Genomic DNA, 22,458 nt, shown 5'->3' with positions numbered 1-22,458 from the left:
TCATAGGCTGGAGCCATGATGGTCCCCTGGGTGCTGCTGCTGCTCGGCGCACTGGCCGCTGTCGTGGCCCCGAGGCTGCTGGCCCGGGCCGACTGGCCGGAGCGAGAGCCGGTGGTGGCGCTGTGGGTGTGGCAGTGCGTGGTGGCCGGGGTGCTGCTGTCCTTCGCGCTCTCGATGACTATCAGCGCGGCCGCCGCCTGGCAGGCGGTGCGCGGCCCGGTGTTCGCCCACGCGCCGGGCGGGGTGGTCGAGGCGTACGCCCTGGGGGTGGGCGGCCCATGGGCCGCCGGTACCGCGGTTCTGCTCGCGTGCGGCGCCCTGTGGACCGCGGCGATGCTCACACAGGAAATCCGCCGTACCCGTCTCCGACGCAGGCAGCGGCGCACGGAACTCCTGGTGCGCTCCCCACTGCTGCCCGGGGAGGAGCCCGGCCCCGAACGGCTGGTCGTCCTGGAAGGCGCGCGCCCCGACGCCTGGTGGCTGCCGGGCGCCGCGCCCCGACTGGTCATCACCACAGGCGCACTCCAGCGCCTGAAGGGGCGCCAGCTGGACGCCGTACTCGCCCACGAGCAGGGGCATGCCGCGGCCCGGCACGACTGGCTGCTGCACTGTTCCGAAGCCCTGGCCACGGGCTTTCCACAGGTGCCGGTGTTCGCCGCGTTCCGCGACGAGATGCACCGGCTGGTGGAACTGGCCGCCGACGACGTCGCCTCGCGCCGGTTCGGCCGGCTGACCATCGCCCTGGCCCTGGTCGAACTCAACGAGCACCGGGGCGTGTTCGGGCCGTGTCCCACTCCGCAGGCCCAGGTGCCGCAGCGGGTGCACCGGCTGCTCACCGCCACGCCCCGGCTGACCGCGGGCCGTCGCCTCCGGCTGACCGCGGCCGCCGCGCTGGTGCCCTCCGTTCCGCTGCTCGTTGCGTTCATTCCGGGACTCAGCACTCTCGGATAGCCCGGCGGACCCGCCATCGGCGATGATCGCGTCATGCGCACTACGGCCACGCCCCCCAAGTCCCGTACGCCGTTCGCCCGTCCGTCCGGTGCGGGGGTGCTGCTCGGGGTCCTCGCGGTGCTGTCGGCGGTCCTGTTGGCGCTGGTCGCGGCCGAGTGGTCGCCGCTCCTCGCGTACGACCGCGAGGTCGCCGACGTACTGCACGCCAAGGCCGTGAACGACCCCGGCTTCGTCCATCTGAACCGTGTGCTGACCGACTGGGTCTGGGACCCGTGGGCGATGCGGGCCATGCTGGCGCTCATCACCGGATGGCTCCTGTGGCGGGGTGATCGGCTGCTCGCCGGGTGGGTCGTGGTCACCGCTGTCGTGGGCACGCTCCTGCAGCAGGGTCTCAAGGCGGCCGTCGGGCGCGAGCGGCCGCGCTGGCAGGACCCGGTGGACTCGGCGCACTACGCGGCCTTCCCATCCGGGCACGCGATGACGGCCGTCGTGGCCTTCGGGCTGCTGCTGTGGCTGCTGCGGCGGTTCGGAGCGACCGCGCCGGTGTGGCGGGCGGCGGTCGCCGTGGCCGCCGTCTCAGTCGTAGGCGTCGGCCTCACCCGGTTGTATCTGGGCGTCCACTGGTTCTCCGACGTCCTGGGCGGCTGCCTGTTCGGGGCCGCACTTGTGGCACTCTCGGCCATCCTGTACGCGCGGTGTGGTTCCGGCAGGGGCAGGAGAGGCTCACGCGTATGACGATCACGGCCGTGCTCTTCGACTTCTCCGGGACCCTCTTCCGAATCGAGTCCACCCGGTCCTGGCTCGGTGCCGTCCTCGGCGATTTCCGGATCAGGCTGCCCCGCGCCGAGTTCCTGGAGTACGCGGCGCGGCTGGAGACGGCGGGCGCACTGCCCGGTGGCGCCGATCCCGTCGCCTTGCCGCCGGAGCTCGCCGAGCTGTGGGCCACCCGGGACGAGAGCTCCGAACGGCACCGCGCGGCGTACACCGGTCTGAGCCGGCAGGTCTCCCTGCCCGATCCGCGGCTGCACGACGCTCTGTACGAGCGCCATATGACGCCGGTCGCGTGGACCCCCTATCCCGACGCGGCCGAGGTACTCTCCGCGCTGCGCGGGCGTGGAATCGGCGTGGGTGTGGTCAGCAACGTCGGCTGGGATCTCCGCCATGTGTTCCGGGCCCATGGCCTCCACACCCATGTGGGCGCGTACGTCCTCTCGTACGAACACGGTGTCCAGAAACCGGACCCGCTGCTCTTCCGCACCGCCTGTGCGGCGCTCGGCCGGCCTCCCGGCGAGGTGCTGATGGTGGGCGACGACCGTCACGCGGACGGCGGCGCGGCGGCGCTCGGCTGTGAGGTGCACTTCGTGGACCATCTGCCGACGGCGGAACGGCCCGACGGGCTCCGGCCGGTGCTGGCCCAGGTGGGCACGGGGCGCTGAGGTGTCCCGGGGCGGTGCAGCAGAACGCCCTCGGTACTGGACGATCCCCCGCGTCGCCCAGTACCGACGGCACAACCGCACCACGAGCACCCCGGAAGGGCCCGGCTCGGCATGCGCTGAGTATATTGGCTGGGAGCCAGTCAACGCAGGAGTTAAGCATGTCCCCGCGCAGCGCCTCGGTCAATGAAGAATTGCGCAGGCGTTCCCGGGAGCGCCTGCTGCAGGCGACGGTGGACCTGGTCGGGGAGCGTGGCTACGAGGCCACGACCTTGGCCGACATCGCCGACCGGGCCGGTGCGGCCCGCGGACTGGTGTCGTACTACTTTCCCGGCAAGCGGCAGCTCCTGCAGTCCGCGGTGCACCGCCTGATGCACCGCACGCTGGAGGCGGCCCTGGAGCGGGAGCCGCGTACCGACGACGGCCGTGAGCGGCTGGCCCGGGCCATCGACGCGATTCTCGGCCTGGCTCGGGATCATCCGGTGCTGATGCGGACGCACATGGCCGGGATTCTGCAGGCGGAGGGCTTTGTCCAGTGCCCCGAGCAGCAGCGCCTCGCGGAACTGCTGCGGGACACCATCGTCCGGTCCGGATCCACGGATGTGGATACCGACTACCCGCTGCTGCGGGCCCTGCTCATGGGCGCGGTGGTGGCGGTGCTGCTGCCCGGGGCGCCGATGCCGCTGCCCCGGCTGCGGGCGGAGCTGTTCCAGCGGTACGGGCTGGACTGGGAGCTGGGAGCTCCGCCGGGCGGCAAGCCGCCCGACGGCAGCCCTGATCAGCGGTAGTCGGGCTGGGTCTGCACGTTGAGCTCGCGCAGCCGCACCCTCTCGGCGCCGTCCGTGCGCCGGTCGTCGAGCTTCAGCACGTCGAAGCCCTTGGCGATGTCGTTCGAGTAGATGTGGCCGTTGTAGTAGTACGCGGACCAGGAACCCGCGGTGGTGACGCGGTCCAGGGTGACGGGCCCGCGCTCGAAGTACGCGATCTCCTTCGGCTTGGCGGAGTTGGTGAAGTCCCACACGGAGACACCGCCCTGGTACCAGGCCTGGACCATGATGTCGCGGCCCTTGACCGGGATCAGCGAACCGTTGTGCGCCACGCACACCTCTGTGTCCGCCTGCGGACGATCGATCTTGAAGTAGCTCCGGAAGACCAGCTTGCGCTTGTCGCCCTCGCCGGTGATGTCGTAGATGCCATCGGCGCCACGGTTCGGGCCGACTGCCGCGTTGCACGTCGCCGCGCCGCCGCCGCCCAGCTCGTCGGTGAAGACGACCTTGTCGGCACGCTGGTTGAAGCTCGCCGAGTGCCAGAACGCGAAGTTCACGTTGTCCTGGACACGGTCGATGACCTTCGGGTTCTCCGGGTCCTCGATGTCGAAGAGGATGCCGTCGCCCATGCAGGCTCCGGCAGCCAGGTCCTTGGAGGGCAGCACAGTGATGTCGTGGCACCCGGTGGTCTTGGAGACACCCGGGTTGGTGGGCCCGCCCGGGTTGCCGCCGCCGTCGGGACCCTCACCCGGGAAGAGCACCGGGAAGTTCACGACCGCCGCCTTCTCGGGTGCCTTGCGCGGCACCTTGATGACGGAGATCCCGTCGTGCGGCGGCTGGCAGTCCGGGAAGGTCGCGTTGGGCGAGTACGAGGAGACGTACACGTAGACGTTCCGGCGCTCGGGCACCAGGGTGTGCGTGTGCGAGCCGCAGGCGGTCTCGACAGCGGCGACGTACTTCGGGTTCTTCTTGTCGCTGATGTCAAAGATCTTCATTCCCTCCCAGGACGACTTCTCGGTCGCCGGCTGCGAGGTGCTGGTGCAGGAGTTGTCGCTGCGCGAGGAGTCGGTGGACAGGAAGAGCAGGTCGCCCGAGACGGAGATGTCGTTCTGCGCTCCGGGACAGAGCACCTGGCTGACGGTCTTCGGGGCCTTCGGGTTGCTGATGTCGAAGATCACGAAGCCGTCGTAGTTGCCCGCGAAGGCGTACTCGCCCTGGAAGGCCAGGTCGGTGTTGAGACCCTGGAGGGCGTCCTTGGGGATGTTGGCGATGTGGTTGATGTTGTCGCTGTGGACGATCTCGTCCACGCCGGGTATCTCGCCGTTCTCCACAGCGGACCGGGTGTCGGCCGCCAGTCCCTTGGAGACCTGCCCCTGGGTCGGGGCGTCCCCGGGATCGGGCGTGGCAGCCGCGGGACCGGCCGCCAGAAGTGTGGCGAAGAGCCCGGCAGCGGCTGCGGCCACACCCAGGTGTCTGCGCCGCACGCGGGTGTTGTGCAACGAGGTCACTACGTCCTCCCTTGTATCCGTTCGGAGTTGAACGGGTCACGGACCACGGCAGTATCTTCCTTTGCATGCACATTCCAACAGATGGCAACGAAGATGTAATGCAAGTTTTTGATCACTGCCGTTCGGAAGCGTGCTAGGACGGTGCTCAACCACCCCGCAATACCCGGGCGTCACAGGAGGTCGTGGTGTTGATCCGTCGTCAGAAGAGTGCGCGTGCCCGCTGGTCCGCCGTGACGGTGTCGGCCGTCGCCGCGGTACTCGCACTCGGTGCCTGCGAGTCGGGCGACAACGCCGGTTCGCCGAAAAACGGCGCGGCACCGGGGCCTTCGGTGGTCGCGCCGGGCAGACCCGGCGAGCCGGCCAGGACCCTGTCGGCCGAGGACGCCGCGGCGGAGCGGGCGGACGACAGCCCCAACGCGGCCGATTTCCGGTACGCCCAGATGATGATCGTGCACCACACCCAGGCTCTGACCATGACCGAACTGGCACGCGAGCAGGCGGGATCCGACAAGGTGAAGCGCCTTGCCGACCGTATCGCGGCCGCCCAGAAGCCGGAGATCGGCGCCATGCAGGGATGGCTGGACAAGCACGGCGGGCCGAAGAAGCAGGACGGGCACCAGCACGGCGCGATGCCGGGGATGGCCACCGAGAAGCAGCTGGCCGAGCTGGGCGGGGCCAGGGGCAAGGCGTTCGACGCTCTCTTCCTGAAGCTGATGATCACTCACCACGACGGCGCGGTCACCATGGCCACCGAGGCCCTCGCCGACGGGAACAACATCACCGTCGAGGAGATGGCGACGGACGTCATGGCCCAGCAGACCGCCGAGATCGGCCGGATGCGGTCCATGACGCCGTGACATGCCCACCGGCCGGCCCCGCCGGCACATGCCTCCGTGCCACGCCTCCCGCGATCCGCCTCCCGTGACACACCGGTGCCCGCCGGGCCGTGGCCCGCGGGCGGGTCCCGGTGTCATCCTGGTAGCACCCAGCGGGAAGGGAGCCCCGCCGTGCTTCGTGTCGCCGTTGTCGGTTCAGGCCCGAGTGGGGTCTACACCGCGCAGTCGCTCGTCCAGCAGAACGAGGTGCCGGGCGTACGGGTCGATGTGCTGGACCGCCTGCCGTGCCCGTACGGACTGGTCCGCTACGGCGTCGCCCCCGACCACGAGAAGATCAAGTCGCTCCAGGGCGCACTGCGGACCGTCCTGGAGCACGACCGGATCGGCTTCGTCGGCAATGTCGAGGTCGGCGGCCCCGAGCTGCCTCCAGGGCGTCTGCTGGAGCTCTACCACGCGGTGGTGTACTGCGTCGGTGCCGCGAAGGACCGCCGGCTCGGGGTGCCGGGCGAAGACCTGGCGGGCAGCCATTCGGCCACCGAGTTCGTCTCCTGGTACAGCGCGCATCCGGACACGGCCGCCGAAGGCTTCGCACTGGGAGCCCGCTCCGCGGTGGTCGTCGGCGCGGGCAACGTGGCGGTGGACGTGACCCGCATCCTCGCCCGCGGCGCGGACGAGCTGCTCCCGACCGACATGCCCCAGTCGGCGCTCGGGGCGCTGGCTCTGAGCCAGGTGCGCGACGTCCACATGGTGGCCAGACGCGGCCCGTCGCAGGGCAAGTTCACCACCAAGGAACTGAGGGAACTGGGCTCGCTGCCGGACGCGGAAGTCATCGTCGACGCGGCGGAGCTGGCTCTCGATCCTGCCTTCCAGGATCCGTCCGGGCTGCCCGCCGTGAACCGGCGCAATGTCGAGGCGCTCCGCAACTGGGCCGCTCAGCCGCCGCGCGGCGGCGCCCGCCGCATCCACCTGCGGTTCTACCTGCGTCCGGTGGAGCTGCTCGGCGCGGTCGGCCGGGTCACCGGCGTGCGGTTCGAGCACACGATGCCCGACGGGCTCGGCGGGGTGACCGGCACGGGCACGTACGAGGAGATCGAGGCGCAGCTGGTGCTGCGGTCGGTCGGGTACCGCGGAGTGCCGATTCCTGGGCTCCCGTTCGACCCGGCGCACGGCACGGTGCCGAACGCGGCGGGACGAGTTCTGCGCGGCGGCGTGCCGTCCCCGGGCGAGTACGTCGCCGGCTGGATCAAACGCGGGCCGACCGGGGTCATCGGCACCAACCGGCCGTGCGCGAAGGAGACGGTGACGTCGCTGATCGCGGACGCCGAACTGCTCGGCGGGCGGCAGATCGCCGCCGAACCGCTCGAGGTACTGCGGGATTCGGGGCTTCGTCCGGTGCAGTGGCCGGGCTGGCTGGCGATCGAGGACGCGGAAGCCGCCCTGGGGCGCTCCCTCGGCCGGCGGTCGGTGAAGATCGGAGACTGGCCCGGGCTGCTCACTGCGGCCGGAGTCCCCGAGGAGAGCCCCAGCGCTGCCCCACATTCCTAGTCGTCGGACCCCTGGAGCGGGAGTCAGCCGCCGCTCTCGCCGGTCCCGGTCACGCCGGAGGCGTGGGTGAGCCGGGCCTCCTGCCCGGCGGCCGCTGCGAGGACCCGGTCGAGCAGGCCGGGAAAGAGCGCGTCCAGGTCGGCCCGGCGCAACCCGTTCATCTTGGCGGTCCCGCGGTAGGTCTGCTGGATCACGCCGCTCTCCCGCAGTACCCGGAAGTGGTGGGTGGTCGTCGACTTGGTGACGGGCAGCTCGAAGTGCGAGCAGGAGAGCTCGTCCTCGGCCGCCGCGAGATGGCGGACCACCATCAGCCGCATGGGGTCGGAGAATGCGTGGAGCACGCTCTCGAGGCGGATCTCGTCCCGCCCGGGGTGAACAAGCTCGCGGCTGCTCGATGCGGTGGTCACGGTGACTCTCCACTTCCGTCGTCGCCGTCGTCGTTCCGGCGCCCATTGTACGAGGGTCTTCGTAGTTTGACATTCGCCTTACTACGATGAGTATCGTACGAGACGTACCCGGTGCCGTCGTGAATGGAGTCTGCCGTGAGCGCACTGTTCGAGCCCTACACCCTGCGGTCGTTGACCTTCCCCAACCGCGTCTGGATGGCCCCGATGTGTCAGTACTCGGCCGAGATGTCCGGCCCGGACGCCGGTGTTCCGAACGACTGGCACTTCTCCCACTACACCGCACGCGCAGCCGGTGGCACCGGGCTCGTGATCGTGGAGGCGACCGCCGTCGGCCCCGAGGGCCGTATCAGCCCCGCCGACCTCGGCATCTGGAACGACACCCAGGCCGAGGCCTTTCGGCGGATCACCGCCTTCCTCAAGGGCCAGGGCACCATACCCGGCATTCAGCTCGCGCACGCCGGTCGCAAGGCGTCCACCGACCGCCCCTGGAAGGGCGGCGGGCCGGTCGGCCCCGAGGCGCACGGCTGGCAGCCGCTCGGCCCCAGCCCGGTCGCCTTCGACGAGGGGCACCTGGTTCCCGACGAGCTGACGGTGGAGCAGATCGGTGAGGTCGTGGGACAGTTCGCGGACGCGGCCCGACGCGCTCTGGCGGCCGGCTTCGAGGTGGCCGAGGTGCACGGCGCGCACGGCTACCTGATCGGCGAGTTCCTCTCCCCGCACAGCAACCGTCGGACCGACGAGTACGGCGGCTCGTTCGAGAACCGGACCCGCTTCGCGCTCGAGGTCGTCGACGCCGTACGGGCGGTGTGGCCCGAGGAACTGCCGCTCTTCTTCCGTATCTCCGCCACGGACTGGCTCGACGAGGCGGGCTGGACCGCGGACGACACCGTGCGGTTCGCCAAGGATCTGTACGCCCACGGCGTCGACCTGCTCGACGTCTCCAGCGGCGGCAACGCCGCCCGGGTGCGCATCCCGACCGGACCCGGCTACCAGGTACCGTTCGCGGCCCGGGTGCGGGCGGAGACGTCAATGCCGGTCGCGGCGGTGGGGATGATCACGGAGCCGGACCAGGCCGAGAAGATCATCGGCAATGGCGAGGCGGACGCGGTGCTGCTCGGCCGCGAGCTGCTGCGCAACCCGTTCTGGGCCCGGCACGCGGCACACGAGCTGGGGGCGGAGGCCCACGTCCCGCAGCAGTACCACCGCTCGGTCTGACCGGCGGGACACACGCGGGGCGCGGACTGTCGGGTCCGCGCCCCCGGTCGTGTCTCACCCGGGGCGGCACTTTACGGGACGGCGTCCGCCGCCTCGCGCAGGGCGGCGAGCTCCGCGGTGATGCCGGCCGCCAGGTCGTCCAGGTCCGGCACCGCCTCGCCGTCGGCGATCAGCCCGTAGTGGACCGTGCCCCGGTAGGTCGAGACGGCCACCGCCAGCGACTGCCCGCGAGCCAGCGGAGCGAGCGGGTACACCTCGCGCAGCCTGCTGCCTCCCAGCGCCAGATTGACGCCGGGCAGCGGCACGCTGGTGACCAGGATGTCGAACAGCAGCCGGGCCGCCTGGGCGACGACCGGACCGGCGAGCCGGTGGCCGAGCGGCGGGACATGGTCCGCCAGCAGCGCCACCGCACCGGCACCCCGGGACGGCCCGGCGTCCTTGTTGCGGTCCATGGCCGCGCGTACGGTGGCCAGTCGGCTCAGCGGATCGGGGTCTCCCACGGGGAGCCGGACGAGGTAGCCGGACAGCCGGTTGCCCGTCCCCGGAGCGCTTCCGGGCCTGCGGCGGGAGACCGGGATCAGGGCCCGCGGAGCCAGTTCGCTGCTGCTCTCGCCGCGCCCTTCCAGCCATCTGCGCAGTCCGCCCGCCACCACGGCGATCAGGACGTCGTTGACGGTGCCGCCGCTGACCTTCCGGACCCGATGCACGTCGTCGAGGTCGAAGGCGACGGCGGCCATCCGGCGCGTGCCGCCGGCCGGGGCGGTCAGCGCGCCGGTGCTGCGCACCGGCCAGGTCGCACGGGCGACGGCCGCGCCGATGTCGAGCGCCTGCCCCACGTCACCCATCCGGTCGAGGATCATGCCCTGCAACCGTCGCGGATCCAGCAGGGGGAGGGGAAATCCCGTGACCGGCGCGGCTCTCCCCGGCCGGGCTGCTCGCGGCCGCCGCGGACGTTCGGCCGGGGGCGCGCCGTCGAAAAGGGACGCCGCGAGTGCCAGTGCCCGCAGTCCGTCCGCGAGCGCGTGGTGGAACTTGAAGAGCACGGCGAACGTCGTGTCGTCCGGCCCGGCGACGACATGGGCCTCCCACGGCGGCCGTTCCCGCTCCAGCGGGCGCTGCATGAGCGTGCCCGCCACGGTGTGCGGGTCCGCGCCGGCAGCCCGGACAAGATGCACATGGTTCTGAGGGCAGAAGTCCGGGTCGGGCTTCCACGCCGCGCCGCCCACGGGCAGCAGCACGTCCCGGATGCGCCTGCGCAGCTGGGGTACCCCGGCCGACCGGGCTGCCAGCAGATCCGCCGCCTGGTCGGCGGCGGCCGCCGAGTGCGCGGTGAAAACTCCCAGGGCACCGAGGTGCATGGGGTGTCCGTCGGACTCGATGTGCCAGAAGGCCAGATCGAGCGGGGAGAGGAGATCGGTCGTCAAGGTGTGCCTCTCGCGTTGAGGGCATGAAGCTGCAGTCAAGCGCCCTTGGTCGATTACGGTCAAGTAAGTTCCGTATACGCACGGTTAACTATCGGTATCGTTCACGCGGTTCGGCGACCCGACGCGCTCCGCGAGACGTTGTCGGTGGGCGGGTGCAGACTGGCCCGTATCTTTCAGACAACGGCGTCCAGGAGGTGTCGGCCATGACCGACGTACTGCTCACCGTAGGCACCCGGAAGGGCCTCTTCACCGGCCGCAGGCGTGGCGGGACGTGGGATTTCGACGGACCCCACTTCAACGCCCAGGCCGTCTACTCGATCGCCATCGACAAGCGCAGGTCCACACCCCGGCTGCTGGCCGGAGGGGACAGCGCGCACTGGGGCCCGTCCGTGTTCCACTCGGACGACCTCGGGGGGACCTGGACCGAGCCGCAGCGGGCTCCGGTGAAGTTCCCCAAGGACACGGGGGCCTCCCTCGAGCGGGTCTGGCAGCTCCATCCTGCCGGCCCGGCCGCCCCGGACGTGGTCTACGCGGGCACCGAACCGGCGGCCCTGTTCCGGTCGGAGGACGGCGGCGTGACGTTCGAGCTCGTCCGCCCCCTGTGGGAGCATCCGACCCGGTCGAAGTGGGTGTCGGGGGGCGGTGGGGAGGCGGTCCACACCGTTGTCACCGACTCGCGCGACGCCGACACGGTGACCGTGGCGGTGTCGACCGCCGGCGTGTTCCGCTCCCGGGACGGCGGCGCGAGCTGGACACCCTCCAACAGCGGCATCTCCGCGGTCTTCCTTCCGGATCCGAACCCGGAGTTCGGCCAGTGCGTGCACAAGATCGCGCAGGACGCGGGCAATCTGGATCGGCTGTACCTGCAGAACCACTGGGGCGTCTACCGCAGCGACGACGCGGGGACGAAGTGGACCGACATCGGCGCCGGCCTGCCGTCCGACTTCGGCTTCGCCGTGGCCGCCCACCCGCACCGGGCCGACGTCGCCTACGTGTTCCCGATCAACGCCGACGCCGACCGCGTACCCGCCGGACGCAGGTGCCGTGTCTACCGGACGGACGACGCGGGTGGCAGCTGGGAGGCGCTCTCCGCCGGCCTGCCGGCCGAGGACCACTACGGCACGGTGCTGCGGGACGCCATGTGCACCGACGACGCAGATCCGGCGGGCGTGTATTTCGGCAACCGCAACGGCGAGGTCTACGCGAGCGCGGACGACGGGGACAGCTGGCAGCTTCTCGCCTCCCATCTGCCGGATGTGCTCTGCGTGAGGGCGGCGGCCATCGGTTGATACCAGGGGCGGCTGCATCAGTAGAGTGACGCCCCATGCCAGCAAGACCGTTGAACGAGATCGTCGAGCCGGGCTGGGCGCACGCGCTCGCGCCGGTGGCCAAGCAGATCGCCGCGATGGGCGACTTCCTGCGCGCGGAGATCGCCGCAGGGCGTACCTATCTGCCGGCCGGAGCTCATGTGCTGCGTGCGTTCCAGCAGCCGTTCGACGAGGTGAAGGTCCTGATCGTCGGTCAGGACCCCTATCCCACCCCCGGTCACGCGGTCGGGCTCTCCTTCTCCGTCGCGCCCGAGGTGCGGCCGGTGCCGGGCAGCCTGGAGAACATCTTCCGGGAGCTGCACACCGACCTCGGCCTGCCCCGGCCGTCCACCGGTGACCTCACGCCATGGACCCGGCAGGGGGTGCTCCTGCTCAACCGCGCCCTCACCACGGCTCCGCGCAAACCCGCGGCACACCGCGGCAAAGGCTGGGAGGAGGTCACCGAGCAGGCCATCCGGGCGCTCGCCGTGCGGGGCAAGCCGCTCGTGTCCGTGCTGTGGGGGCGTGACGCCCGCAATCTGCGCCCGCTGCTCGGACAGCTGCCGGCCGTGGAGTCCTCCCACCCCTCTCCCATGTCGGCGGACCGCGGATTCTTCGGCTCGCGTCCGTTCAGCCGGGCCAACGAGCTGCTGACCCGACAGGGCGGGCAACCGGTGGACTGGCGGCTGCCGTGAGCTGGGTCCTCGGCGTCGACTCAGGCGGCTCCGGGCTCCGGATCGCACTCGGCAGCCCTGCGGCCGACAGGCCTGCGGAGGTGGTGAGCGCGGGCGGCCCGGTGCGCACCGGGCCGAGGGGCATCGACGCCGGACATCTGCTGGAACTGTTGCTGCCCGCCGTGGCCGGCCTGCTGAAGCGGGCCGGCGCGGACGGGCTCGACGCCGTCGCCCTGGGCGCGGCCGGTCTGGCGACACTCGGCGACGACCTGCGCGCCGAACTGCCCGGGGCACTGGAGAGTTCACTCGGAGTGCGGCGCCTGGCGCTCGCCGCCGACGCCGTGACGGCGTACGCGGGCGCGCTCGGCCAGCGCCCCGGCGTGGTGGTCGCGGCCGGCACCGGAATGATCGCGCTCGGCACGGACCTGGCCGGCTGGCGCCGCGCGGACGGCTGGGGGCACCTGCTGGGCGACTGCGGGGGCGGGGCGTGGATCGGCCGGGCCGGCCTCGAAGCCGCGATGCGCTCCCACGACGGCCGGCGAGGCGGTTCCACCGCTCTGCTGGCGCGTGTGGAAGCGGTGTTCGGGTCCGCGCCCCAACTGCCGGGGCTGCTCTATCCGCGTACCGACCGGCCCGCTGTGCTCGCCTCCTTCGCTCCCGAGGTGGCGCGCTGCGCGCCCGCCGATCCGGTCGCGTCCGCCATCCTGCGCGAGGCCGCCCGGCAGATCGCCGAGACCGCCGCCGCCGCGTGTCCGCCGTCCGGGGAGTGCGAAGTCGCCCTGACCGGTGGCCTGTTCAGGATGGGCGACCCACTCTTCGTGCCCCTCCATGAGGAGTTGGCGGAACTGCTGCCGCACGCCCGGCAGGTGCCTGCCGCGGGAGATCCTCTGGTCGGAGCGTTGCGCATCGCCTCGGCGCTCGCGACCGGAGACCTGCGGTTGCCACGCGACCCGGGACTGCTCTCCGTCGTGGCAGACCCGGGCAGTTGACCGCGTTTGTCATTCATTGGATAAATATGGACAGATGCCGCCCGACCGCCCCCTCACCGAACAGCCGCGCACACAAAACCAGTAGCATGCGACGCCATGAGCTCCCCCACTGGGCCCGCATCCGGCCTGCCTGTACGAATGCCGCGACCTCGCCAGCCCGGACGGCACCGCCGCCCGGAACCCGTGGTGGCTCCCGAGGGCGCGCCCGCTCTGGTTCTCGCCGTCCCCGGCACCCCCGGGACCGCCACGCGCAGCCTGGCGGAGGAGGCCATCAGCATCGCGCGCTCCGAGCTGCCCGGCCTTGACGCCCGCATCGGCTACCTCGACGGCGACGACAACGAGTACCCCACCCTCCAGGCCGTCCTGGCCCACGCCGCCGCCGAGCGCTCCGCGCGCGTCGAGCAGGCCCGCGCCGCCGGCCAGGACGTGGCCGACCCCGACGGCCCGGTGGGCGTCGTGGTACCGCTGCTCGCCGGCCCGGACAACTCGCTGATGCGCCGTATACGCCAGGCCGTCATGGACAGCCAGGCGCCGGTCGAGCTGGCCGACGTGCTCGGCCCCCACCCGCTGCTCGCCGAGGCCCTGCACGTCCGCCTCTCCGAGGCAGGCCTGGCCCGCGCCGACCGTGCCCGGCTGTTCACCGTGGCGACCGCGGCCGACGGCATCATCCTGGCCACCGTGGGCGGCGAGGAGGCCGTGCAGGCGGCCGGGATCACCGGAATGCTGCTGGCAGCGCGTCTGGCGGTGCCGGTCATGGCCGCGGCCCTCGACCAGGAGGGCTCGGTGGCGGCGATCGCCGAGCAGCTGCGTGGCTCCGGCTCGGTGCAGCTCGCGCTCGCGCCGTACGTGATCGGCCCCGAGGTGACGGAGGGGCTGCTCGACAGCGCCGTCAAGGAGGCGGACTGCGCCTCGGCGGAGGCGCTCGGCGCCTACCCGGCGATCGGCAAGCTCGCGCTCGCCAAGTACACGACTGCGCTGGGCATCGCCCCGCAGCCGGACGGCGCCCCGGTCCGCTGACCCCCGTCGACGTAGCCGACGGGCCCGCTCGGACATCCGGGGCGGGCCCGCCGCTCGGATGCGTCAGGCGAAGACCACGCAGGAGGCCGCGGGCGCCTCGATCGAGCCCGCGCGCCGCGGGATGCCCGTCCGCTCGTCGATGGCGAACCAGGTGACGTCCCCGGAGCGCTCGTTGGCCGCGTACAGCCGGCGTCCGGACGGGTCCAGGGCCAGATCACGCGGCCAGTGGCCGCCGCAGTCCACCGTGGTGACCAGGACCGGCTCGTCGACGCTCCCCACGCCGTCGAGCGCGAGGACGGCGATGGAGTCGGACCCGCGGACGGCGGCCCACAGGAACCGGCCGTCCTGCGAGACGACCACCTCGGAGGGATGACCGGTCACCTCGGTCCCCTCGGGCAGCACCGGCGTCTCGCCGAGCGGCTCGAGCAGGCCCGCCTGCGCGTCCCAGCGGCAGGCCGTGAGCGTCGGCTCGAACTCGCACAGGACGTAGGCATGGCATCCGTCAGGGTGGAAAGCCATATGGCGCGGCCCGGTGCCCGGCCGCAGGGCGGTCACGCCGTGCGGCCGCGGCACACCGCTCGCCGTGTCCAGTACGAAGACGTGTACCGAGTCGGTACCGAGGTCCACGCCGAGCACCCAGCGCCCGGAGGGGTCGGTCACCACCTGGTGCGCGTGCGGTCCACGCCGGCGCTCCGGGTCGGGCCCCGCGCCCTTGTGCGGCAGGACCGAGACGGCCTCCCCCAGCCGGCCGTCCGGCCGAACCGGCAGCACCGTGATGCTCCCCGAACCGTAGTTGGCGGTCAGCAGATGCCGTCCGACCAGTGCCAGATGGGTGGGCGCGGAGCCCCGCACCGGCACCGGCACGCCGAGCAGCTCGGCCCGGCCGCCCGCCACGGCGAACGCCGCGGCCGCACCGTCGGCGGTCTCACTCACCGCGTAGAGCACCGCTCCGCCGCGCGCGAGTGCCAGGAAGGACGGATCCGCGACCGCGTCCGTCGCCGCCAGGACGGTCAGCGCGCCCGTCTCCCGGTCGACAGCTGCGGTGACGATCCCCCGGCCACCCTCCGATGTGAACGATCCGATGAAAGCCCGCCCGGCGTCCTTGGCAGCCACCGCTCCGCCCCTCCTCCGACTGATGACGCACTGGTCGCATGCGCCCGGCTGACGGTAGCAGGCGGTCTAGACCAAGTCCCCGCCTTGCGCGCGCATCCGGGCCCCGGAGTGGTGGACGAACGCCGGTGACCGTTCGGCCAAGTCGTACGTCCGGTGGAAGACCGGCGTCGCGGAACCCGATATCGGCGGCACGATCCATGCCCAGTCGGCGCTCACCTCCCGGCCGGCCCGCTCCTCCCGGCCGAGATGGGACAGGAAGCGGTGCGACTCCGTGTGGTGGTCGGTGACGGTGACTCCGGCCCGGTCGAAGGAGTGCAGCACCGCCCGGTTCAGCTCGACCAGCGCCCGGTCCTTCCACAGCGAGCGGTCGCTGGAGGTGTCGAGCCCGAGGTGCTCGGCAATCCGCGGCAGCAGGTCGTACCGGTCGGTGTCGGCAAGATTGCGGGCACCTATCTCGGTTCCCATGTACCAGCCGTTGAAGGGGGCGGCGGGATAGCAGACGCCGCCGACCTCCAGGCACATGTTGGCGATCGCGGGGACGGCGTGCCAGCGCAGTCCCCATTCCCCGAACCAGCGGTCCTCCGGGTGGTCCAGGTCCACTTCCAGAACTGCGTCGGACGGCAGCTCGAACCAGCGGGGTTTGTCGTTGCTCCCCTGGACGATGAGGGGCAGTAAGTCGAACGGTGTGCCGCGACCGCCCGGCCAGCCGAGCCGCTGCGCGGCGGCCGTGAGCCCCGCGTTGCGCGGGTCGCCCACAACGCCGCCCGTGCCGGTGTCGTAGCCGGCGTAGCGGATCAGCTGCTCGTTCCAGATGTGCGGAGCGGGACGCTCCGGGGTCTCCGGAGCGAACACGGTGATCAGGGGTCTTATCCGGCCGCCGTTGGTGGCCTCCCGCAGATGGGTCGCACACTCCCGGGCGATGTCCTCCGCGTCGGTGAGGTCCCGGCAGTCGCGCACCCGCAGGGAGTGCCAGTACAGCCGGCCTATGCAGCGGCTGCTGTTGCGCCAGGCCACGCGGGCTCCGTGCACCAGCTCGCCGGGCGTGTGCCGGTACGTACCGGTGGCGGCGATCTCGTCGCGGACCTCGGCGAGCCGCCGGGCCGGGTCGCCCGCCCCGGGCTCCTCGCGGTGGTACAGCGCGAGGAACTCCTCGGCCGCCCCCAGCACGTCCTGTGGGCCCCCGGTGTGGTCCTGAACGGCCTCCTGGGCGGGCTGCTGGGGATGACCTGCCGGGCAGTGCGCCGGCGCGGGCTCCCCGCGCGCCCGCTCGTGCCGGTCGGCCGGTTCCGGGACCTCCGAGAGCCGGGCCTTCCGGGCACCGGCCCGAGGCAGGAACTTCCGCATCGCACACCCCCAAGTTCGTGGTACGCGAGCCGCTCCCGCACGGCCCGCGGGAATCACCCCTGTGTTTCCGCCGGGTTACCCACTGTGCACACTCGTCGAACCTGTAGATGCCGGATGAAAGTGCCTCATTCAATGACCTGCTGTCTATGCCGCAGGTCAGGCGGGTACGAGCGGAGCGCGTGGAGAAGTGTGCAGAGGGCCCGCGAGTTCCGCGAGTGCCTTCTCGAGGTCCGTGAGGTGGGTGAGGGCTGCCTCGGCACCTGGGTGGTGGCGGCCGGCGGGCACGGGTGCCGACGGCAGGTCCGCCGGCCGGTCTCCCGGGGACACCAGCATCTGCACCGCGGTCTCGACCCGCCGGCAGGCGGCGGTCAGCCGGGCGTCGTGGGACGCGTCCGGGTCGGCCGCCACGGCGGCCAGCCCGCGGACCTGCCGCGCACAGTCGTCGAGCAGGACGATCACCTGTCGGGCGCGGGCCTTGCGGGCGCGCAGCGGGCTGAGCGGGTGGACGAGCGGGGCAAGGGACAGCCGCACCCGGCCGAGCAGGAGCTCCAGCTCGGCGGCGTGGGGTGCGGGGTCCGCACTGTCGTCACCGGCGAGACGCCGGGCGGTCTCGGCCGTGCAGTGGCGCACACAGAGCAGCGCACGCTGGATCCACGCGTCCGTCGCCGCGTGCGTGGTGACCGGCAGGATCAGGGCGACGGCGAGGGCCGCGCCCAGCGCGCCGAGGGCGGTCTCCTGGAAGCGGAGCAGCAGCAGGCCGGGGTGCAGCACGCCGAGCAGGCCGTACAGCAGGCCGGCCATGACGGTGACGAAGAACATCATCCAGCTGTACGAGGGCGCGGCCGTGTAGAAGATGCCGAAGACGCACACGGCGACCAGGGCGGCGGTGGGCGCGGGCGCGCCGTGCAGCGGTATCGCGACGAGCAGCCCGGCGGCGATGCCGGCCACCGTGCCCACGACCCGCCGGAAGCCGCGTACCAGGGTCTCCCCGCGTGAGGCGGTGTTGACGAAGATCCACCAGGCGGTGCCGACGGCCCAGTACCAGCGGTCCTCGGAGAGCAGCTGGCCGACGGTGAGTGCGAAGGCGCAGGCGGCGGTCGCCTGGAAGGCCTGCCGGGTGGTCGGGCGCGTCAGTCCGCGACCGTGGAGCGGGGCGGGTACGGCGGGCGGCGGGGTGCGCCGCTCGATGGGCCAGAGGACGAACCGCACGGCGGCGGACGCGGCGACGGCCAGGGCCACCGCCGCGTACACCTCGGGCAGCTGGCCGGGCACCGCGTGGAGGAACTGCGTGACGAAGAACATCATGAACGCGAAGATCCCCAGCGCCTGGCCGCGTGGGCCCCAGCGGCGCGCGTACACGCCACAGAACACCACGGCGAGGAACGCGCCGTCGCGCAACAGCGGCAGCCCGTGCAGTGTGGTCGCCATCGCGAGGACGGGGAAGCCGGCCGCGGGCAGCAGCGCGGTGGTGACGGCCTGGCGGCGGACTGTGGGGTCGCCGACGGTGAACAGCGCGAGGAGGGCCGCGAGACCACCGGTGATGGATGCCGTCAGGGAGAGCCCGGCCAGCTCGGCCACGGCGACCGCGAGGCTCACGCCGAGTACGGCGCGCGCGGACGTACGCAGACGCAGACGTCCCGGATCCGGAGCCACGAACATCCTCTTCACTGCGGTGTGCCGCCCCCTCTTTCGGATGCGCTGAACATGGCAAAGGCGCCGCGGGTCCGGAACCGGCTTCGTCGCCGTCCGGCGCTGCGCAGCGCCATCAATACACAGAGATAAGCATCCCGGACGAGGATGGCTCAACTCGGCCCTTACTGGGTGGGCCATTGGTACACTGAAAGCGCCCTTCCGTCGACCAGAAGGAGGCCAACGGACCATGGCGGTCGATGAGCTCGACACCCGGATCCTCCGCCTGCTCATCGAGCAGCCGCGCACCAGCGTGCGGGAGTACGCACGGCGGCTCGGCATCGCCCGCGGCACCCTGCAGGCCCGCCTCGACCGGCTCGAGCGCGACGGTGTGATCACCGGAACCGGCCCGGCCCTCTCCCCCGCCGCGCTCGGTCATCCGGTGCTGGCGTTCGTCCACATCGAGGTCACCCAGGGGCATCTCGACGAGGTGGGCGACGCCCTCGCAGCGGTCCCGGAGATCATCGAGGCCTTCTCCATCACCGGCGGCGGGGACCTGCTCACCCGCGTGGCGGCGCGCGACAACGGGCACCTCGAGGACGTCATCCAGCGGCTGATCCAGCTGCCGGGCGTGGTTCGCACACGTACCGAGGTGGCCCTGCGCCAACGAGTGCCGCACCGGCTGCTGCCGCTGGTGGAGGCCGTCGGGCGGGCCGCCCGCAAGCCGTGACGGGCACCTCCTTGTCATGCTGGACGGCATGAGCACAGCGCGCACTCCTGCGGTCATCTTCGATCTCGACGGCACGCTCGTGGACAGCGAGCCGAACTACTACGAAGCGGGGCGCCGTCTCCTGGCGCGCTACGGCTTCACCGACTTCAGCTGGGAGCACCACACGCGATTCATCGGGATCGGTACACGCGAGACGCTTCAGGCGCTGCGCGCCGAGTACCGGATCGAGGCGCCGGTGGACGAACTGCTGGCCGGGAAGAACCAGCTGTACCTGGAGCTCGCGCGGACCGCCACCGACGTGTTCCCCGAGATGCGCAAGCTCGTCGAGCGGCTGCACGCGGAGTCCGTCCCGATGGCGGTCGCGTCCGGGTCCTCGCGGGCCGCGATCGAGGCGGTGCTCGGCGGCACCGGTCTCGATCCCCTGCTGCGGACCGTGGTCTCCGCCGAAGAGGTACCACGCGGCAAGCCCGAGCCGGACGTGTTCCTCGAGGCCGCCCGGCGGCTCGGGGCCGCCCCCGAGGACTGTGTCGTACTGGAGGACGCCGCTCCGGGCGCCGCGGCGGCGCACGCGGCAGGGATGCGCTGCATCGCGGTCCCCTACCTGGAGGAGACGGCGCAGGACCCGGCGTTCCGGACGGCCGGCCTGCTGTTCGCCGGGGGGCACGGGGAGTTCACGGCGGAAGCCGCGTACGACTGGCTGATGCGCCGGTAGCCGGCTGCGAAAAGGGCTCCGCCCCGGCCGGACGCGGTGCCGGCCGGGGCGGAGCCGTGGTGTCAGCCGAGGGTGGCGATGGCCTGGTTGAACGTGGCCGACGGACGCATCACGGCCGAGGCCTTGGCCGCGTCCGGCCGGTAGTAGCCGCCGATGTCGGCCGGCGATCCCTGAACCGCGATCAGCTCGTCGAGGATCGTCTGCTCGTGCTCGCCCAGCGTCTTGGCAAGGGCGGCGAACGCCTCCGCGAGCTGCGCATCGTCAGTCTGCTTCGCCAGCTCCTGCGCCCAGTAGAGCGCCAGGTAGAAGTGGCTGCCGCGGTTGTCGATGCCACCGAGCCGCCGGCTCGGCGACTTGTCCTCGTTGAGGAAGGTGCCGGTAGCGCGGTCGAGCGTGTCGGCGAGCACCTGAGCACGCGCGTTGTCCGTCGTCTGCGCGAGGTGCTCGAAGCTGACGGCGAGCGCGAGGAACTCACCCAGGCTGTCCCAGCGCAGGTAGTTCTCCTTGACGAGCTGCTGCACGTGCTTGGGCGCGGAGCCGCCGGCACCGGTCTCGAACAGTCCGCCGCCGTTCATGAGCGGGACGACCGAAAGCATCTTCGCGCTCGTGCCGAGCTCAAGAATCGGGAACAGGTCGGTCAGGTAGTCGCGCAGCACGTTGCCGGTGACCGAGATCGTGTCCTCGCCGCGGCGGATGCGCTCGAGGGAGAACGCGATCGCGTCGACCGGCGCCATGATCTCGATCTGCAGACCGTCGGTGTCGTGCTCGGCCAGGTAGGTCTTCACCTTCGCGATGAGGTTCGCGTCGTGCGCGCGCCCCTCGTCGAGCCAGAACACCGCCGGGTCGCCGGTCGCGCGGGCGCGGGTGACGGCGAGCTTGACCCAGTCCTGGATCGGCAGGTCCTTGGTCTGGCACATGCGCCAGACGTCACCGGCGCTCACCACGTGCTCGAGCACGACGTTGCCGCCCTCGTCGACGACACGCACCGTACCCGTGGTGGGGATCTCGAAGGTCTTGTCGTGGCTGCCGTACTCCTCGGCCTTCTGCGCCATCAGGCCGACGTTCGCCACCGACCCCATCGTCGACGGGTCGTAGGCGCCGTTCGCACGGCAGTCGTCGATGACGACCTGGTAGATGCCGGCGTAGCTGCTGTCGGGGATGACAGCGAGGGTGTCGGCCTCCTGCCCGTCCGGACCCCACATGTGACCGGAGGTGCGGATCATGGCCGGCATCGAGGCGTCGACGATGACATCGCTCGGTACGTGCAGGTTGGTGATGCCGCGGTCGGAGTCGACCATCGCCAGTGCGGGACCGTCGGCGAGCTCGGCCTCGAAGGACGCCTTGATCGCCGCGCCCTCGGGCAGCGACTCCAGGCCCTTGAAGATGCCGCCGAGTCCGTCGTTCGGAGTGAGGCCGGCCGCCGCGAGTGCCTCGCCGTGCTCGGCGAACGTCCTCGGGAAGAAGGCCCGCACCACGTGGCCGAAGACGATCGGGTCGGAGACCTTCATCATCGTGGCCTTGAGGTGGACCGAGTACAGCACGCCCTCGGCCTTGGCCCGGGCGACCTGCGCCGTGAGGAACTCGCGCAGCGCCGCCACGCGCATGACGGACGCGTCCACGACCTCGCCCGCCAGTACGGGCACCGACTCGCGCAGGACGGTGGTGCTGCCGTCGTCCCCCGTCAGCTCGATGCGCAGTGAGCCGGCCTCGGAGATGACCGCGGACTTCTCGGTGGAGCGGAAGTCGTCGGCGTCCATGTGCGCGACGTTCGTCTTGGAGTCGGCCGTCCAGGCGCCCATGCGGTGCGGATGCGCCTTGGCGTAGTTCTTGACCGACGCGGGGGCGCGGCGGTCGGAGTTGCCCTCGCGCAGCACCGGGTTCACGGCGCTGCCCTTGACCTTGTCGTAACGCGCGCGGACATCCCGGTCCTCGTCGGTCTTCGGGTCGTCCGGGTAGTCCGGCAGCGCGTAGCCCTGCTCCTGCAGCTCGGCGATCGCCGCCTTCAGCTGCGGAATCGAAGCCGAGATGTTCGGCAGCTTGATGATGTTCGCCCCGGGAGTCTTGGCCAGCTCACCAAGCTCGGCGAGAGCGTCATCGATGCGCAGGCCCTCCTCGAGACGCTCGGGAAAGCTGGCGATGATCCGCCCCGCGAGGGAGATGTCACGGCTCTCCACAGTGACACCTGCCGTCGAGGCATACGCCTCGACCACAGGCAAGAACGAATACGTCGCCAGGGCCGGGGCCTCGTCGGTGTGCGTATAGATAATGGTCGAGTCAGTCACCGGGTGCTCCGCTCCACGTCTGCAACATTGCTCGATATCAAGATATCTCCTCGCCGCCGCCCACTCGACAGGGCCCTGCCCGCCTCAGCGATCGACGGCAGGAACGCGCCAAGTCGGTGAGGAACATGCCCGGGCGGAGGCGCACGGTGTCCGGGCAGGGCGGGAGCCCGGGGGCCGGGGTGACCGGCTCGCTGCCCCCGAGGAGGGCCCGGCATGCCGGGCACCCCTTGGCAGCCTAGGCGGCGCGGCGGACCCGAGCGGCCTTGCGGGCCTCGGCGGTCTGCCGGGCTTCGGCGGACCGGCGGGACTCACCGCCGGAGCGGCCGGGCTGACCCGGGCGGGTGCCCCGGCCGCGGAAGGGGGCGCCGCCGCGCTTGGGACGCTCCGTGACCGGCGCGCTGACGTTGATGGGTACGCCGGAGGGGGTTTGGGCTCCGGTGATGCGGTTGAGTTCGGCCTCGCCGGAGCGGACCTGGGTGATCTGGGGGGTGATGCCGGCGTCGGCCATGAGGCGGGCCATGTCACGGCGCTGGTTGGGCAGGACCAGGGTGACGACGCTGCCGGACTCGCCGGCC

The 22,458-nt window shown here is 71.7% G+C and carries 20 protein-coding genes and 1 pseudogene; 13 read left to right on the top strand and 8 right to left on the bottom strand.

Annotated elements, in window-relative coordinates:
• The first annotated feature begins 15 nt into the window (after positions 1-15).
• From AB0M62_RS18700 to AB0M62_RS18685, 4 genes are all read left to right on the top strand, one after another.
• Positions 16-951: a M56 family metallopeptidase gene (locus tag AB0M62_RS18700; RefSeq protein ID WP_366075318.1), complete on the top strand. Its 936-nt coding sequence runs from the start codon at positions 16-18 to the stop codon at positions 949-951.
• Between the two features lie 33 nt (positions 952-984).
• Positions 985-1,686 (top strand): phosphatase PAP2 family protein, encoded by a 702-nt coding sequence (locus tag AB0M62_RS18695; protein WP_366075317.1) that lies wholly within the window; start codon positions 985-987, stop codon positions 1,684-1,686.
• Positions 1,687-1,688: 2 nt separating this feature from the next.
• A complete protein-coding gene (locus AB0M62_RS18690; protein WP_366075445.1) occupies positions 1,689-2,387 on the top strand; it encodes an HAD-IA family hydrolase in 699 nt (232 codons plus the stop codon).
• A gap of 158 nt (positions 2,388-2,545) precedes the next feature.
• Positions 2,546-3,172, top strand: coding sequence for a helix-turn-helix domain-containing protein (locus tag AB0M62_RS18685; protein WP_366075316.1), 627 nt, complete (start codon positions 2,546-2,548; stop codon positions 3,170-3,172).
• Here the strand turns inward: AB0M62_RS18685 and AB0M62_RS18680 are convergent.
• Positions 3,163-4,659, bottom strand: coding sequence for a hypothetical protein (locus tag AB0M62_RS18680; protein ID WP_366075315.1), 1,497 nt, complete (start codon positions 4,657-4,659; stop codon positions 3,163-3,165). The two genes, AB0M62_RS18685 and AB0M62_RS18680, sit on opposite strands and share 10 nt — an antisense overlap.
• A gap of 185 nt (positions 4,660-4,844) precedes the next feature.
• Here AB0M62_RS18680 and AB0M62_RS18675 point away from each other — a divergent pair, with 185 nt between their 5' ends.
• Together AB0M62_RS18675 and AB0M62_RS18670 are read left to right on the top strand one after the other, a co-directional pair.
• Positions 4,845-5,516 carry a DUF305 domain-containing protein gene (locus tag AB0M62_RS18675; protein WP_366075314.1) on the top strand — a complete coding sequence of 224 codons (672 nt, stop codon included), beginning with the start codon at positions 4,845-4,847 and terminating at the stop codon, positions 5,514-5,516.
• Positions 5,517-5,666: 150 nt separating this feature from the next.
• Positions 5,667-7,040, top strand: a complete 1,374-nt coding sequence (locus AB0M62_RS18670; protein WP_366075313.1) for an FAD-dependent oxidoreductase — start codon at positions 5,667-5,669, stop codon at positions 7,038-7,040.
• A 23-nt stretch (positions 7,041-7,063) separates the two neighbouring features.
• Here the strand turns inward: AB0M62_RS18670 and AB0M62_RS18665 are convergent, their stop codons facing one another.
• Positions 7,064-7,447, bottom strand: coding sequence for a transcriptional regulator (locus AB0M62_RS18665; protein ID WP_366075312.1), 384 nt, complete (start codon positions 7,445-7,447; stop codon positions 7,064-7,066).
• A gap of 135 nt (positions 7,448-7,582) precedes the next feature.
• On the opposite strand from AB0M62_RS18665, the gene AB0M62_RS18660 reads away from it, so the two are divergent.
• Positions 7,583-8,662, top strand: coding sequence for an NADH:flavin oxidoreductase/NADH oxidase (locus tag AB0M62_RS18660; protein ID WP_366075311.1), 1,080 nt, complete (start codon positions 7,583-7,585; stop codon positions 8,660-8,662).
• A gap of 71 nt (positions 8,663-8,733) precedes the next feature.
• On the opposite strand, the gene AB0M62_RS18655 is transcribed toward AB0M62_RS18660, so the two are convergent.
• The gene (locus tag AB0M62_RS18655; RefSeq protein ID WP_366075310.1) at positions 8,734-10,086 is read right to left on the bottom strand and encodes a wax ester/triacylglycerol synthase family O-acyltransferase; all 1,353 of its coding nucleotides are present in this window, start codon (positions 10,084-10,086) and stop codon (positions 8,734-8,736) included.
• A 203-nt stretch (positions 10,087-10,289) separates the two neighbouring features.
• Here AB0M62_RS18655 and AB0M62_RS18650 point away from each other — a divergent pair, with 203 nt between their 5' ends.
• The 4 genes from AB0M62_RS18650 (at position 10,290) to AB0M62_RS18635 (ending at position 14,073) form a co-directional block, all read left to right on the top strand.
• Entirely contained in the window at positions 10,290-11,375 is a 1,086-nt protein-coding gene (locus AB0M62_RS18650; RefSeq protein ID WP_366075309.1) for a sialidase family protein, read from the top strand.
• 35 nt (positions 11,376-11,410) lie between these two features.
• Entirely contained in the window at positions 11,411-12,088 is a 678-nt protein-coding gene (locus AB0M62_RS18645; RefSeq protein ID WP_366075307.1) for a uracil-DNA glycosylase, read from the top strand.
• Entirely contained in the window at positions 12,085-13,056 is a 972-nt protein-coding gene (locus AB0M62_RS18640) for a BadF/BadG/BcrA/BcrD ATPase family protein (protein WP_366075306.1), read from the top strand. Before AB0M62_RS18645 ends, AB0M62_RS18640 begins: the two co-directional genes overlap by 4 nt.
• A 96-nt stretch (positions 13,057-13,152) precedes the next feature.
• Positions 13,153-14,073, top strand: a complete 921-nt coding sequence (locus AB0M62_RS18635; protein WP_366075305.1) for a hypothetical protein — start codon at positions 13,153-13,155, stop codon at positions 14,071-14,073.
• A 63-nt stretch (positions 14,074-14,136) separates the two neighbouring features.
• On the opposite strand, the gene AB0M62_RS18630 is transcribed toward AB0M62_RS18635, so the two are convergent.
• The 3 genes from AB0M62_RS18630 to AB0M62_RS18620 form a co-directional block, all read right to left on the bottom strand.
• A complete protein-coding gene (locus tag AB0M62_RS18630) occupies positions 14,137-15,186 on the bottom strand; it encodes a lactonase family protein (RefSeq protein WP_366075304.1) in 1,050 nt (349 codons plus the stop codon).
• Between the two features lie 66 nt (positions 15,187-15,252).
• The gene (locus AB0M62_RS18625) at positions 15,253-16,530 is read right to left on the bottom strand and encodes a nitric oxide synthase oxygenase (protein WP_366075303.1); all 1,278 of its coding nucleotides are present in this window, start codon (positions 16,528-16,530) and stop codon (positions 15,253-15,255) included.
• Between the two features lie 156 nt (positions 16,531-16,686).
• A complete protein-coding gene (locus tag AB0M62_RS18620) occupies positions 16,687-18,189 on the bottom strand; it encodes an FUSC family protein (protein WP_366075302.1) in 1,503 nt (500 codons plus the stop codon).
• A 220-nt stretch (positions 18,190-18,409) separates the two neighbouring features.
• Between AB0M62_RS18620 and AB0M62_RS18615 the strand changes: the two genes are divergently transcribed.
• Together AB0M62_RS18615 and AB0M62_RS18610 are read left to right on the top strand one after the other, a co-directional pair.
• Positions 18,410-18,889: an Lrp/AsnC family transcriptional regulator gene (locus tag AB0M62_RS18615; protein WP_366075301.1), complete on the top strand. Its 480-nt coding sequence runs from the start codon at positions 18,410-18,412 to the stop codon at positions 18,887-18,889.
• 28 nt (positions 18,890-18,917) lie between these two features.
• Positions 18,918-19,601: a beta-phosphoglucomutase family hydrolase gene (locus AB0M62_RS18610; protein WP_366075300.1), complete on the top strand. Its 684-nt coding sequence runs from the start codon at positions 18,918-18,920 to the stop codon at positions 19,599-19,601.
• A gap of 62 nt (positions 19,602-19,663) precedes the next feature.
• Here the strand turns inward: AB0M62_RS18610 and AB0M62_RS18605 are convergent, their stop codons facing one another.
• The gene (locus tag AB0M62_RS18605; RefSeq protein WP_366075299.1) at positions 19,664-21,883 is read right to left on the bottom strand and encodes an NADP-dependent isocitrate dehydrogenase; all 2,220 of its coding nucleotides are present in this window, start codon (positions 21,881-21,883) and stop codon (positions 19,664-19,666) included.
• A gap of 235 nt (positions 21,884-22,118) precedes the next feature.
• Positions 22,119-22,458, bottom strand: a pseudogene (locus AB0M62_RS18600) (RNA helicase); the annotation flags it as partial.

Source organism: Streptomyces sp. NPDC051219 (assembly GCF_040682335.1).
Taxonomy (GTDB): Bacteria; Actinomycetota; Actinomycetes; order Streptomycetales; family Streptomycetaceae; genus Streptomyces.
Note: the sequence above shows the minus strand (reverse complement) of the source record. Positions and strands in the feature narration are given on the sequence as shown.

Excerpts from the sequence above, each read along its gene's own strand:
- AB0M62_RS18625 (WP_366075303.1), bottom strand. The coding sequence starts at position 16,530 with ATGCGGAAGTTCCTGCCTCGGGCCGGTGCCCGGAAGGCCCGGCTCTCG.
- AB0M62_RS18620 (WP_366075302.1), bottom strand. The coding sequence starts at position 18,189 with ATGTTCGTGGCTCCGGATCCGGGACGTCTGCGTCTGCGTACGTCCGCG.
- AB0M62_RS18695 (WP_366075317.1), top strand. The coding sequence starts at position 985 with ATGCGCACTACGGCCACGCCCCCCAAGTCCCGTACGCCGTTCGCCCGT.
- AB0M62_RS18635 (WP_366075305.1), top strand. The coding sequence starts at position 13,153 with ATGAGCTCCCCCACTGGGCCCGCATCCGGCCTGCCTGTACGAATGCCG.
- AB0M62_RS18645 (WP_366075307.1), top strand. The coding sequence starts at position 11,411 with ATGCCAGCAAGACCGTTGAACGAGATCGTCGAGCCGGGCTGGGCGCAC.
- AB0M62_RS18650 (WP_366075309.1), top strand. The coding sequence starts at position 10,290 with ATGACCGACGTACTGCTCACCGTAGGCACCCGGAAGGGCCTCTTCACC.
- AB0M62_RS18615 (WP_366075301.1), top strand. The coding sequence starts at position 18,410 with ATGGCGGTCGATGAGCTCGACACCCGGATCCTCCGCCTGCTCATCGAG.
- AB0M62_RS18700 (WP_366075318.1), top strand. The coding sequence starts at position 16 with ATGATGGTCCCCTGGGTGCTGCTGCTGCTCGGCGCACTGGCCGCTGTC.
- AB0M62_RS18685 (WP_366075316.1), top strand. The coding sequence starts at position 2,546 with ATGTCCCCGCGCAGCGCCTCGGTCAATGAAGAATTGCGCAGGCGTTCC.
- AB0M62_RS18610 (WP_366075300.1), top strand. The coding sequence starts at position 18,918 with ATGAGCACAGCGCGCACTCCTGCGGTCATCTTCGATCTCGACGGCACG.